Source organism: Fuscovulum sp. (assembly GCA_035192965.1).
Classification (GTDB): Bacteria; Pseudomonadota; Alphaproteobacteria; order Rhodobacterales; family Rhodobacteraceae; genus Paragemmobacter.
Genome location: CP136571.1, coordinates 1664819 through 1677776 on the forward strand (window position 1 = coordinate 1664819; position 12958 = coordinate 1677776).

Below are 12958 nucleotides of genomic sequence, written 5' to 3' on the forward strand. Positions count from 1 at the left end.
AGCCAGTCTTTCACTGAGCCTATGCCGGGCTTTGCGGATAAAAAAGGGGCATTCGGGGCCGTTTTTGACAGGGATCAAGGCACTTTCGCGGTTTCTGTGGCATGGTGGGCAGATGATCCTGAACCGGAGGTGTGCGATGGACGGCGACGGCAAGACAGGGACCGGCACCGCGCAACCGGTAACGGCGGCGGCGGTCGTGGCAGAGGCGGATGATCGTCCGCAGGGCCCGAGGCAATACCCCAAGGTGGATGCGGATACGATCCGCGCGGCCTTTGAGGGTGGCGTCTATCCCTATGGCCGCGCCCTTGGGCGGCGTACCTATGAGGAGGAAAAGGCCCGGTTGCAGGCCGAACTCCTGAAGCTGCAAATCTGGGCGCAGGAGACGGGCGAGAAGTTCGTCATCCTTTTCGAGGGGCGTGATGCGGCGGGCAAGGGCGGCACGATCAAGCGGTTCATGGAACATCTCAACCCCCGCTATGCGCGTGTGGTGGCGCTGACCAAGCCCACGGAAAAAGAAAAGGGCGAGTGGTTCTTTCAACGCTATATCGCGCATCTGCCGACGGCGGGGGAAATGGTGCTGTATGACCGCAGTTGGTACAACCGCGCGGGGGTGGAGCGGGTGATGGGGTTCTGTTCCCCATCGGAATATCTGGAATTCATGCGGCAGGTGCCGGAGTTGGAGCGGATGTTGGTCCGGTCGGGCGTGCGGCTGCGGAAATACTGGTTCTCGGTCAGCCGCGAGGAACAGCGGCGGCGCTTTGTGGAGCGTGAGACGGACCCGCTGAAACGCTGGAAACTGTCGCCTATCGACAAGGCGAGCCTTGATAAGTGGGAGGATTACACCGAGGCGAAGGAGGCGATGTTCTTCTACACCGACACCGCCGACGCGCCTTGGGTGATCGTGAAATCGGATGACAAGAAGCGCGCGCGGCTAAACTGTTTGCGGCATTTCCTGTCGACGGTGGATTATCCCGAAAAGGATTGGGAGGTGATCGGTGTGCCCGATCCGTTGATCGTAGGGCAGGCCAGTCAGGTGATCCACGGGGCGGGGCATATCCTGGATGCGGCGACCCACCCGGCAATCCGCCGCTGAGGGTGGTTGCAGGCGCGGGGGATGGGGCCTAACTCTGGCGGCAGGTGTGCTGGCTGGGGGGGCGGATGCGGTGGGCGGTGGCGGTTGTGGCCCTGATGGGGCTGGGCGGGCCTGCGGGCGCGCATCCGCATGTCTTCATGGAGACCGCGTTGGAGGTGATCCGCGATGAGGCCGGGCGGGCCGCAGCCTTGCGGGTGACCTGGACGTATGACCCGTTCTTTTCGCTGGTGCTGATCACCGAACGCGGGCTGGACCCGGATGCCGATGGCGTGCTGACCGAGGCCGAGACGGCGGCTTTGCAGGGGTTCGACATGGCATGGGAGCCCGGGTTTCCGGGTGACACCTATGCCTTTGCTGGCGAGCGGGCCTTGGGCCTATCCGCGCCGCGCGATGGGGTGGCGCGCTATGAGGGGGGGCAGATCATATCCTCGCATATCCGCGATCTGTCCGAGCCTGTGGCGGGGCTTTTGGTGGTGAAGAATTATGACCCCACCTATTACACCGAATACACGATCCGCGAGATCACGGCAGAGGGCTGCGAGACCGAGGTGATCGCACCCGAATTGTCTGAGGCAGAGCGGGAGATGCAGGCCATCCTTGCCGAGATCCCGGCAGATGTGGATGTGGAAATGGGCTTTCCCGAAGTGGGTGAGTTGTTTGCGCAAGAGGTGCGGGTGACATGCGGCGCGCCGTGATGCTGGCGGGGCTTGGCGTGGCGGCGGCGCTGGCGCTGGTCTGGGCGCTGGGCGGGCTGGAGATGCTGAGCCGCTGGGCGGCAGAGGTGCAGCGGGCCTTGCAGGCACCGCTGGCGGGGGCGGTGCGGGCGGTGAAGGCGGGTGAGCCTGCGGCCTGGGCGGGGTTGCTGTCGGTCTGTTTCCTGTACGGTCTGGCCCATGCGGCGGGGCCGGGGCATGGCAAGTTTCTGATCGGCGGTTATGGCGTGGCGCGGCGGGTGCGGCTGCTGCCGCTGGCGGGGGTGGCGTTGGCGTCCTCTCTGGCGCAGGCGGGCGTGGCGGTAGCGCTGGTCTATGCGGGTGTGCTGGCCTTGGGCTGGACGCGCGAGCGGATGGTGGGCATGGCCGAAGGGGCGCTGGCCATGGCCAGTTGGGCGGCGATTGCGGCCATCGGGTTGTGGCTGGTCTGGCGTGGCGCGCGTGGGTTTTTGCATGGGCTGCGATCGGAGCAAGTGGCTCAGGACGGCGGGCATGGGCATGACCATGATCATCACCACGAGCACCATCACCACGATCACGGGGCAGAGTGCGGCTGTGGCCATGCCCATGGCCCCACGGTGGAGGAGGTCGCACAGCTGACCGGGTGGCGCGACACGGCGGCGCTGATCGCCAGCGTGGCGGTGCGGCCCTGTTCGGGGGCGCTGTTCCTGCTGATCCTGACCTTTCAACTGGGCATCGGGGCGGCGGGTGTGGCCGGGGCCTTTGCAATGGGGCTGGGCGTGGCGGTGGTGACCATCGGCGTGGCGGTGCTGGCCGTCTGGTCGCGCGAGGGGGCGTTGGCGGGGCTGGGCGAGGCGCGCATCTGGCGCATGATGCCGGTGTTGGAGTTGGCGGCGGGCGCGGTGATCGCGGCGCTGGCCTTGGGGATGTTGGCGGCCCCGGTCTGACGGCGGGGCGGAAAATGACGCATTTTCCGCGGCGTTTTCTGACGCAGAAAACGGACAACTCCTGCGGAGTTGGGTGGCCGCGGGATCGTGGTACACCGCCAGCCATTGGCGGTGGGGGAAAATGTGTCATTTTCCGGCGCGTTTGTCTCGCGTCAGAAAACGCTTGCCCTGCCGCAGATTGCGCTGCGTTGCGGCGAGGGTGGTGTCTTGTCCGTGTCACCCGGTGGGGGTAAGCGGGGGACATGACACAACCCATGACCCATACCGGACACGCGCGGGCGACGCTGGCGCTGGGCCTGCCGCTTATTGGCAGCCATCTGGCGCAGATGGCGCTGCATGTGGCCGATACCGTGATGATGGGCTGGTACGGGGTTACCGAACTCGCGGCCACGGTTCTGGGCGCGTCGAGCTTTTTCGTCATTTTCATTCTGGGATCGGGATTCGCGCAGGCGGTGATGCCGATGGTGGCCGCCGCTGTGGCCGAGGGGGACGAGACGCAGGTGCGCCGCGACACGCGGATGGGGCTGTGGCTGTCGATCCTGTTCGGGGCGGGGTGCTATCCGTTGTTCTGGTGGTCGGGGTCGATCCTGCTGGCGCTGGGCCAGCAACCCGAGGTGGCGGCATTGGGGCAGGATTATCTGCGCGTGGCGGGGTTGGGGATGATCCCCGCGCTGATGGTGATGGCGCTGAAAAGCTATCTGGCGGCGCTGGGGCGGACGCAGGTGGTGCTTTGGGTCACGCTGGGCGCTGTCGGGCTGAATGTGCTGATAAACTGGGTGTTCATTTTCGGAAACTGGGGCGCGCCGGAACTGGGCGTGGTGGGAGCGGCGCTGGCCACACTGCTGGTGCAGGTGGCGAGCGTTCTGGCCTTGGGGATCTATGCCGGATGGTTGCCGGAATTGCGGCGGTTCCGGCTGTGGCAACGGTTCTGGCGGGCGGATTGGGTGGCGATGGGGCGGGTGTTCCGGCTGGGCTGGCCCATCGGGATCACCGGGCTGGCGGAAAGCGGGCTGTTTCAGGCAAGCGCCTTGATGATGGGCTGGATCGGCACGGTGGAACTGGCGGCGCATGGGATCGCGATGGAGGTGGCGGCGCTGGCCTTCATGGTGCATCTGGGCCTGTCGAACGCGGTCACGATCCGCACGGCCCATGCCGATGGCACGGGCGACCGGGTTGGCATGCGCGACGGGGCGCTGGTGGGGATCGCGCTGTCAGCCGTGTTCGGCGTGGCGATGGTGGCGGTGTTCCTGACCGTGCCAGAGCCCATTATCGCGCTGTTTCTGGACATGGCAAAGCCGGAAAGCGCGCAGATCGTGGCCTTTGGCACGGTGTTGCTGGCGCTGGCGGCGCTGTTCCAGTTGGCCGATGCGATGCAGGTGATTGCGCTGGGCCTGCTGCGCGGGGTGCAGGATACCAAGGTGCCGATGGTGCTGGCCGCGATCAGCTATTGGCTGATCGGGATACCGGTCAGCTATGTGCTGGCCTTTCCGCTGGGAATGGGGGCGGTGGGGTTGTGGCTGGGGCTGGTGGTGGGCCTGACGGTGGCGGCCGCCGCGCTGATGCTGCGGTTCTGGGCGCGGTTCCGGCGGATGGCTTTTGCGGCGTCTGCCGCTGCCTGAACGCGGCTTATTCGGCGGCTTTGGTGGCTTTGAGCAGGCGGTCGGCCTTGCGCTTGATCAGCACCGAGCGCAGGTCGTGCATGGCCAGCAACAGGGCATCGGTCACCTCATCCAGTTCCGCATCCGAGGCGCGGGATTGCACCCATTGGGCGGTGAGGTTCAGGTGATCAACGGTGCGGTGGATATCGTCGATGTCGCGGCGCGCAAGCTGGGCGGTGCGGCGATCCATCCAGTCGCGGATCAGGGTGGTTTCCTCGGGCGTCAGGACATGATCGCCATGGGGTTTGATGTTGCCATTCTTGAGGTTGATGGTGGCGATCTCATCCAGTTCGATGCGGCGCTGCCGGTTCTCGGTATCCACCTTGAACAGGACAGCGCCGTTTTCGCGAATGCGGAAGTAGTAGTCCGGCAGATCGCCCGCCATTCAAATGCCCCTCAAACCAATGCCGCACAGAATTTCTGGATGCGGGCGCAGGCATCGGCCAGAACCGCATCTGCCGTAGCGTAACTGACGCGGAAGTTTGGGGAAAGCCCGAAGGCCGCGCCGAAGACGACAGCGACACCGGTTTCTTCCAGCAGGGCGTCGGCGAAAACCTCATCATTGGTGATGATCTTGCCCGCGGGGGTGGCCTTGCCGATGCAGCCAGAGATATCGGGATAGACGTAGAAGGCGCCTTCGGGATTGGGGCAGGTGATGCCTTTGGCCTGATTGAGCATCGAGACCACCAGATCGCGGCGACGCTGGAACAGGGCGCGGTTGTCGGCGAGGAAATCCTGCGGGCCGGTCAGCGCCTCGACCGCCGCATATTGCGCGACGGAGGAAGGGTTGGAGGTGGATTGCGACTGGATCGTTCCCATCGCCTTGATCAGCGCGACGGGGCCTGCGGCATAGCCGATGCGCCAGCCGGTCATGGCATAGGCTTTGGAGACGCCATTGCAGGTGAGGGTGCGGTCATAGAGGCCGGGTTCAACCTCGGCCGGGGTGCAGAATTCGAAATCGTCGAAAACGAGGTGTTCGTACATGTCATCCGACATCACCCAGACATGGGGGTGACGCATCAGCACATCGGTGAGCGCCTTCAACTCATCCCGCGTATAGCCCGCCCCGGTGGGGTTGGAGGGGGAGTTGAAGATGAACCATTTCGTCTTTGGCGTGATCGCGGCCTCAAGCTGGGCGGGGGTGAGTTTGAACTGTGTGTCGATCCCGGCCACGACCGGCACGGGGGTGCCGCCCGCCAGCATGACCATATCGGGATAGCTGACCCAGTAGGGGGCGGGGATGATCACCTCATCGCCCGGGTTCAGGGTGGCCATCAGGGCGTTGTACAGGATCTGCTTGCCGCCTGTGCCCACGGAGACCTGCGCCGGTGTGTAGGTGAGGCCGTTTTCGCGCAGGAATTTCGCGCAGATCGCGGCCTTGAGTTCGGGGATGCCGTCCACGGCGGTGTATTTGGTCTTGCCCGCATCAATGGCGCGTTTGGCGGCATCCTTGATGTTTTGCGGCGTGTCGAAATCCGGCTCGCCTGCGCCCAGACCGATGATGTCGCGCCCCGCCGCCGCAAGTTCGCGCGCCTTGTTGGTGACCGCGATAGTCGGCGAAGGCTTCACTCGGGCAAGCGTATCGGACAGGAAGGCCATGATCAGGCACCTTTTGCATGGGGGAACGGGACCGCGCCAAGGCATAGGGTTGGCCTGCGGCGCGATCAAGCGCTATCGGTGCGCGGCATCCGGCCGCGGCAGGGCTGCGCTTGTCTTTGCCCGCCCGATGGGCGAAGCCATGCAGGCAGGGCGCGACGGGTTTGGCAGGAGCGGCGGAATGGGCGAGACGGCAGAGGCGCGGTTGAAACGCATGGCGATGCGCAGTTGGCGGCGCGGCACCAAGGAGATGGACCTTGTGCTGGGGCCATGGGCGGATGCGCATCTGGCAACGCTCGATGCCGGGCGGTTGGCGGTCTATGACCGCCTGCTGGAAGAGAATGACCAGGATCTGATGGCGTGGATTCTGGGGCAGGGGCAGGCACCCGCCGAGATTGCGCCGCTGCTGGCAGAAATTGCCGATTTCGCGCGGGCAAGGTTGGCACCAAAGACCTGATCCTGCTGCGGATCTGCCTTTACCGGATATTGGGAATTTTCGCCGAATCTCCCCTTCGTCAGGATTGGACGGAGGGTTGCAATGACGGTTCAGGAAGCGGTGCTTGATGGGTCTGACCGGGCCTTTCACGCGGGGTATCTGGAGGTATTGGGTCTGGTGGAGCGGTTGCACCGGCTGCTGTTGGACGTGATCAAGGATGAGTTCGAACGGCTGGGCGTTGTCGAGGTGAACCCGGTGCAGGGTTTGCTCTTGTTCAACATCGGCGAGAATGAGGTGAGCGCGGGCGAGTTGAAAAGCCGCGGCTACTATCAGGGATCGAATGTCAGCTACAATCTGAAGAAGCTGGTTGATGCGGGCTATATGCATCATCAGCGGTCGGATGTGGATCGCCGGTCCGTCCGGGTGAAGCTGACGGAAAAGGGGCGCAAGCTGCGCGCGACGATCGCCGAACTGTTCGCCCGCCATGCCGGGGTGATGCACCGGCGCGGCACGCTGGATGCGGTCGCACTGGACCAGATCACGCAGGGGTTGAAGCGGACGGAACGGTTCTGGATGGAACAGATCCGCTATATCTATTGACCTCAGCGTCGCCAGAGATGGGCATGGCCCGCGAACAGGCCCTGAAGTTTGGCCAGGCTGCGGTTGACCGGGCCGGGCGCTGGGGCGCTGCCCTGTGCCAGGCGATCCACCGCAACTTCGGGCGGGCAAGGGCGGCGGGTGACGGGGTCGACGTAGCGCGGATAGGCGATGAGCGCAGCATGGGCCAAAGCGGCCAGCGTCGGGCGGGGTTGCAGGCTGCCATCCGGGCGGCGCAGGCGGCGGTGGGGCACAGGGCCAAGATCGCGCGTCAGACCCCAGCCAGCATAGAAGGGCGCGCCCAGCGTGGTGACGGGGGTGCGGCGCAAAAGCGCCTCGAACCCAAGGGTGGAGGTGATCGTCCAGACCTCATCACAGGCGGCGATCAGGGCCAAAGGATCGGCGCGGTGCAGAACGGCATCTGCTAGCTGGGCCAGATCATCCGCCGGGATCGCGCCGGGGCGAAGGCCTGCCTCGACGTCGGGGTGGGGCTTGTACAGGAGCACTGCCTGCGGGTTGGCGGCGCGGACTGCCTCGAGCAATGCGCGGTTGGTTCGGATGTCGCCTGCGCCAAGGCGGATGGAGGCGTCATCTTCGACCTGCCCCGGAACAAGGATGCGGTGACCGGGGGGAAGATCGGGCAGGGCTGCTGCGGAAAGGTTGTATTTCGACAGACCCAGCGCCGTGATGCGCGCGATGAGGCGTTCGGCACGGGCGATACCGCCGGGTGGCGGGGGCGCAAGGATCAGGCGTTCAAGGCGGCTTTCCTCAATCGGGTCATAGTAGATGCCCAGATCATCGGTCACCAGCGACAACGGCGGCACCAGATCGGCCCCCAGCCCGCGCGAGCGCAGGAAGCCATCCTCGACGCGGATCAGCGGCAGGTCGGCAGGGGCGGGATCGGGGGCCTTGCCCGCCCAGACGATCACGTGGCGCCCGGTTTCTTGTGCAAGGGCGGCGGCGCGGGCGGGGGTCTTGGCAAAGACCAGCGGGCGGTGGCGGCCAAAGGTCTGTTGCAAATGGCGGCGCTTCCACAGGCGCATGCCAAGCGCGACATGGCCTGTTCGATCCGCGCGCCAGCAAAGGGTGTCGGCCTCCAGCTGATCGACGGCCTCTTCAAAGCTGCACAGGCGATTGCGGCAGGGATCGTACCAGGTGGGTGCAAGGATCATGGCACCGGCGAACAACTGCGCGCGGGTGAGGGTGCGGCGGCGGCGAGGGATGGGCTGTTCATCCTGCGTCAGCCCCCAGCCGGCATAGAAGGGCTGGCCAAAGACGCGGGGGCGATGCCCGGCAAGGATCGCCTCGAACCCCATCTGCGACGAGACGGTGTAAACGGCAATGGCACCTTCGAGCAGTTTCCAGGGCGAGACGGCGTCGGTGACCAAGGCCACGGTGGCGGGCAGGGCGGAAGGGTCGAAATGGCCGGGGCGCAGGCCAAGCCGGGTTTCGGGATGCGTCTTGATCAGGATGCGTGCACCGGGGTGGTCTTCCATCGCGGTGGCGAGCATGGTCTGGAAGGTCGCCGCCGAGGCACCCGAAAAGCGGATCGAGGCGTCATTCCGGGTCTGGTCGATCAGCAGAACATAGCCGGGGGGAGGCGGCGGCAAGCCAGGATCGTGGATGTTGTATTTCGACAAGTCCGACGCCATCAGCCGCGCGATTCCGTCACGCGCGCGGGCCAGCAGGTTCGAATCGTCCAATGGATCGCGGGCGAGGATCTGTTCGATCACCGACGGGGCGCTGGCATCGAAATGCAGCCCGACCGGATCGATCAGCAGGCCAAGCGGGGCATCGCCCTGACGGCCGGGGCGGAGCGAGCGGAGAAAGGCATCTTCGACCCGGATCAGGGGGGCGTTGCGGCGGGCGGCTGCCGCCTCGCCCCGGCTTGCCGTCGGCGAGCGGCCCCAGACCACCACGCCTTCGCCCGGGCGGGGCAGGCCGGGGATCAGGTCATGCCCGGCGGCGGCAAGGATTCGGCGCAGAGCGGGGTTGAAGAAACCGCCGTTCAGAAAGCGAAGCCGCCGGGGGATGGCCCCGGCGGTGGGTTCGCGGTCGTTGGCCGGATCGGCCATGGCAGATCAGTTGCCGCTGGCGCCGGCAATCGAGTTGGCCGCCGATGCCGTGCCGGTGATCGCGCCGATGGTCTTTTGCCACTGCACATAGGGCGCTTCGGTCACATAGACCGTGTCGCCATCGCGGATCAGGAAATCGCGCGCTTCGAACATGCCGGTGGGTTGGGTTAGATCCAGTACATAGATCATGCGCTGCGCCCCGATCAGATCGTTGCGGCCCAGAACGGTATTGGCGATTTCTGCCGGTTCGTTGCGGAACACGAAGACGCCGGTCGGGTCGGCGAGGCTAGTGTTCAGACCACCGACGATGGCCAGCGCCTCGATCGCGGAAAGGTTCTGGCTTTCAAACGGCACGCGGTTCTGCGCCCCGGTGGCCCCCATCGCGACGAAGGCGCGGGTGTCTTCTTCGATCACGATCTGGTCGCCTGCGCGCAGGGCGATGTCGAGTTGCGGGTTTTCATACAGATCCAGCAGCCAGACCTTGCCCGTATGGCCATTGCGGGTGACGCGCACAATGGCGGTTTCCGGATCGATGGTCACGCCCCCGGCGCGGGCCACCATGGAGGACAGGGTGCGCGTGGGCCGTTCGATCGGATAGACGCCCTGCGCCCCCGCCGAACCCGAAATGGTGACAGTCGATCCATCCCCGGCCACGCGCTGCACGATGACCTGCGGGTCCGGCGTCTGGGGATCGAGTTTCTTGGCGATCTCGATGCGCAGATCTTCGGGCGAAGCCCCGGCGGCACGCACACGACCGGCGTAGGGGATGAAGATGAAGCCTTCGCCATCGACCTGCAATTCGGCCAGTTGCGACAGGCGCTGCCCGGAATTGCCCAGCAGCGGGTCATCCTTGACGTTTTCATAGACGGTGATCGTCAGACGGTCACCGGCTGAAATCACGTCAGACCCGACCGGACCGGCAGACAGGAAGCTGCCTGAAAAGCCCAGCGATGGGGTCACGGCAGTGGCTTTGGTCACGCGGCTGTTGACCGACACGACAAAGGCATCGCCTTGGCGCAGGACGGAGCCTGCGAAGATTTCCTTCTTGTTCGGGCCAGTGCGTGGCAGACCGCAAGCGGCAACCACGCCAACGAGAACGACAAGGGCCGTGGCCCTGGCCCCTTTAGATACCGACATTTTCACTGCTCGGGCTCCTTAAGTGGAGTTTGCCTCAAGTTTTGTCAGTAACTGTACAGGACGATGTGTGATTTTGACAAACACTCTGTTTCCGGATCACGCCGCAGGGTGTAACTGTTGCCGATGCGCCGCGCTTCCAAGCCGCAGGGCATCATAAGGATCATCGCCAGACAACATCATGTCGGTGACATGGCGCAGCAATTCGCGTCGCCCGCGGGCCGAGTAGAAGCCGCCGGGAACCTGTGAAGTTTCCAGAAGATAGCGCCTGAAATCGCGATAGGCGCGCAGATCGGGGCGCGTGGGTTGGGCAAAGAATTCCGGCAAGGGTTGAGAAGAGACGAATTCAGGCTTGGCATAGACTGCCTCGCCGAAGGTGCGCAGCGGAAGGCCGCGCCACAGCACCTGCTGGCCTGCGGTGGAGTTCACGGTCACCGCCGAACGGGCAAGGTTCAGCAATGGCCCCAACTTGCCGCCGGGGATGAAATGCACCCGATCCGACACGCCATGCAGGGTAGCAAGACGGCGGATTTCGGCACGCAGGGGAACGCGGCCATCTTCGAGCGGGTGCGCCTTGAACACCAGATGGTGGTGCGGTGGCGCGCCGGCGGCAAAGCCTTCCATCACCACGGCCAGAAATTCGGTCATGGAGCGGAAGGGCGAATGGGTGCGGAAACTGGCGTCATGTTCCAGTTGCAGCAGGACGAGGTGGAAGGGGTGGCCGCTTTGGCGGATGGCGGCGGTCTTGAAGATGCGTTCCCAGCGGTGGATGGGCTGGGCGATCAGGCGGCGCAGGTGCAGCTTGGCCTCTTGCCACACTGTCAGGGCGCGGTGCGGGCGGAATTTGGGATAGCTGCCGCTGCCTGCGAAGACGAACCAGTGATAGAACGCGCCCCAGAAGATGTGCTGGCGCATGTCGCCCCATGAGGTGGGGGCGTCGGGCTGATCGGATGTGCTGCGCGCAAGTGCTGCGCGCATGTCATCGACCGACAGCCGCATCAGACGGGAATGGCCGTTCGATCCGCCGCGTTCATAGGTAACCCAGTAGGGGCGAAGATAGCCTTCCTCGAATACATGCAGCGTCAGGCCGCGTGCGCGGGCCGCGCTGACCGCTGCGGCGTGGATCGGCCGGGTGTCGCCGTAGAGGACAACATCGGTGATGCGGTGCCGGTCCAGCAGCACATCAAGCACGGCGGGCCAGTCTTCCGGCGTGCCGTGAAAGGGGATGAAGGTCGCGCGGTCGGGCCAAAAGGCCTGATCCCCGCGGTTGAAGCCCACGCGGTGCACCTGTGCGCCCGCGGCGCGCAGCATCGCGCCCAGCCGGTGGAAGAAAGGGCCATGCGGCCCTTGGAGGAATAGGAAACTGCGGCTGTCGCCGGATACTCGCATCTTGCGCCCCACTGGACGGCCCCCCTGCGCCACCGGACTGCTCCTTTGACCAAGATAGGCGGAAATCATTACATCTGCCAGTCTGGCCCGGGCTGTGGGCAAAATTAGGGCAGCGCGGGACGGATTGCCGAGGGCGGCAGGCGGGGCTAGGTCTTGGGTCAGAGATCAAAAGGAGAGTGGTGCCATGTTCACCGGGATTGTCACCGATATCGGCGAGGTGCTGGAGACGGAACGGCGGGGCGACCTGCGCGCGCGGATCGGGACGGGGTATGATGTGGGCGGGATCGACATCGGCGCCTCTATCGCCTGTGACGGGGTCTGCCTGACGGTGATCGCGCTGGGACGTGCGCCGCGCGGTTGGTTCGATGTGGAGATCAGCGCAGAGTCGCTGTCGAAGACCAATCTGGATACCTGGGCACCCGGCAAGCGGATCAATCTGGAACGCGCGTTGAAGGTGGGGGATGAACTGGGCGGGCATATCGTTTCGGGCCATATCGACGGGATTGCCGAAGTGGTGCGCGTGACGCCCGAGGGCGATTCCAAACGGGTGACGATGCGCGCGCCCCATGCGCTGGCCGGGTTCATCGCGCCGAAAGGATCGGTGGCGCTGAACGGCACCTCGCTGACGGTGAATGAGGTCGAAGGGGTGGATTTCGGGATCAACTTCATCCCGCACACACAAAAGGCTACAACCTGGGGCACGGTGGCGGTGGGGGACCGGGTGAACCTGGAGGTGGACACGATGGCGCGTTATGTCGCGCGGCTGCGGGAATGGGGGCAATGACGGGGATCGGCCATAACGGCGGCCCGACGCTGGAGTCGGGCTTTGGCTGGCGCAAGCATTGCTGGACGGCGGCGCGGGCGCGGCTTTTGCCGACCCTGCCGCTTGAGGTGGTGCGTCTGCGGGTGAAGCGGGCGGCAGATTTGGGCCTTGATTACCGGACCTATGCATCTGTCCGCGCCGCCACAGGGCATGATGTGGTGGCATTCCTGTTTTCGTCCAACGCGCTGCGCCTGTTGCCGCCTCAACCCGTTCTGCCGCAAGCGCAAGCGGACCGGCTGGCGGTGTTGCGCGATTGCGGGCGGCTTGCCTTGGCGGTGCGGCCGCTGACTTCGGGCGCGGTGATGGCGGCGGCGGGCGGATTGATCGACGCGGCGCATCCTGCGCCTGCGCTGATGGGGCCGTGGCGCGAGCAGGGAGCGGCGATCCGCGCGGCGCTGGGATCGGTGCCGGGGGACCGCGTGATCCTGGTCGGTGATATGGCGCTGGAGCGGGACTGGTGCGCGGCGGGGCGGCTTGCCGGATATCTGACGGCGGATCGGTTTTTCGGCGCGTGACTGGTGCCGGGCCTGCGCGGG

At 65.3% G+C, this 12958-nt stretch carries 13 protein-coding genes; 8 read left to right on the forward strand and 5 right to left on the reverse strand.

Annotation, left to right across the window (positions count from 1 at the left end):
- The first annotated feature begins 112 nt into the window (after positions 1–112).
- From ppk2 to RSE12_08220, 4 genes are all read left to right on the forward strand, one after another.
- Entirely contained in the window at positions 113–1093 is a 981-nt protein-coding gene (ppk2, locus tag RSE12_08205) for a polyphosphate kinase 2 (GenBank protein ID WRH64303.1), read from the forward strand.
- A gap of 65 nt (positions 1094–1158) precedes the next feature.
- Positions 1159–1788 (forward strand): DUF1007 family protein, encoded by a 630-nt coding sequence (locus tag RSE12_08210; GenBank protein WRH64304.1) that lies wholly within the window; start codon positions 1159–1161, stop codon positions 1786–1788.
- Positions 1773–2714, forward strand: a complete 942-nt coding sequence (locus tag RSE12_08215) for a hypothetical protein (GenBank protein WRH64305.1) — start codon at positions 1773–1775, stop codon at positions 2712–2714. The genes RSE12_08210 and RSE12_08215 overlap by 16 nt, the downstream gene beginning before the upstream one ends.
- 254 nt (positions 2715–2968) lie before the next feature.
- Positions 2969–4333 carry an MATE family efflux transporter gene (locus RSE12_08220; GenBank protein WRH64306.1) on the forward strand — a complete coding sequence of 455 codons (1365 nt, stop codon included), beginning with the start codon at positions 2969–2971 and terminating at the stop codon, positions 4331–4333.
- Between the two features lie 7 nt (positions 4334–4340).
- Here the strand turns inward: RSE12_08220 and RSE12_08225 are convergent, their stop codons facing one another.
- Together RSE12_08225 and RSE12_08230 are read right to left on the reverse strand one after the other, a co-directional pair.
- Positions 4341–4757 carry a hypothetical protein gene (locus RSE12_08225; protein WRH64307.1) on the reverse strand — a complete coding sequence of 139 codons (417 nt, stop codon included), beginning with the start codon at positions 4755–4757 and terminating at the stop codon, positions 4341–4343.
- An 11-nt stretch (positions 4758–4768) separates the two neighbouring features.
- A complete protein-coding gene (locus tag RSE12_08230; protein WRH64308.1) occupies positions 4769–5971 on the reverse strand; it encodes a pyridoxal phosphate-dependent aminotransferase in 1203 nt (400 codons plus the stop codon).
- Between the two features lie 178 nt (positions 5972–6149).
- On the opposite strand from RSE12_08230, the gene RSE12_08235 reads away from it, so the two are divergent.
- Entirely contained in the window at positions 6150–6425 is a 276-nt protein-coding gene (locus tag RSE12_08235; protein WRH64309.1) for a succinate dehydrogenase assembly factor 2, read from the forward strand.
- A gap of 81 nt (positions 6426–6506) precedes the next feature.
- Positions 6507–7004, forward strand: coding sequence for a winged helix DNA-binding protein (locus RSE12_08240; protein WRH64310.1), 498 nt, complete (start codon positions 6507–6509; stop codon positions 7002–7004).
- A 2-nt stretch (positions 7005–7006) separates the two neighbouring features.
- On the opposite strand, the gene RSE12_08245 is transcribed toward RSE12_08240, so the two are convergent.
- From RSE12_08245 to RSE12_08255, 3 genes are all read right to left on the reverse strand, one after another.
- Complete coding sequence (locus RSE12_08245; protein WRH64311.1) at positions 7007–9076, reverse strand: capsular polysaccharide biosynthesis protein; 2070 nt, start codon at positions 9074–9076, stop codon at positions 7007–7009.
- Between the two features lie 6 nt (positions 9077–9082).
- Positions 9083–10213, reverse strand: coding sequence for a polysaccharide biosynthesis/export family protein (locus RSE12_08250; protein ID WRH64312.1), 1131 nt, complete (start codon positions 10211–10213; stop codon positions 9083–9085).
- Positions 10214–10309: 96 nt separating this feature from the next.
- Entirely contained in the window at positions 10310–11599 is a 1290-nt protein-coding gene (locus RSE12_08255) for a capsular biosynthesis protein (GenBank protein ID WRH64313.1), read from the reverse strand.
- Positions 11600–11783: 184 nt separating this feature from the next.
- Between RSE12_08255 and RSE12_08260 the strand changes: the two genes are divergently transcribed.
- Both RSE12_08260 and RSE12_08265 read left to right on the forward strand, forming a co-directional pair.
- Positions 11784–12383, forward strand: a complete 600-nt coding sequence (locus RSE12_08260) for a riboflavin synthase (protein WRH64314.1) — start codon at positions 11784–11786, stop codon at positions 12381–12383.
- Positions 12380–12937 (forward strand): hypothetical protein, encoded by a 558-nt coding sequence (locus tag RSE12_08265; GenBank protein ID WRH64315.1) that lies wholly within the window; start codon positions 12380–12382, stop codon positions 12935–12937. Before RSE12_08260 ends, RSE12_08265 begins: the two co-directional genes overlap by 4 nt.
- Positions 12938–12958: the final 21 nt, after the last annotated feature.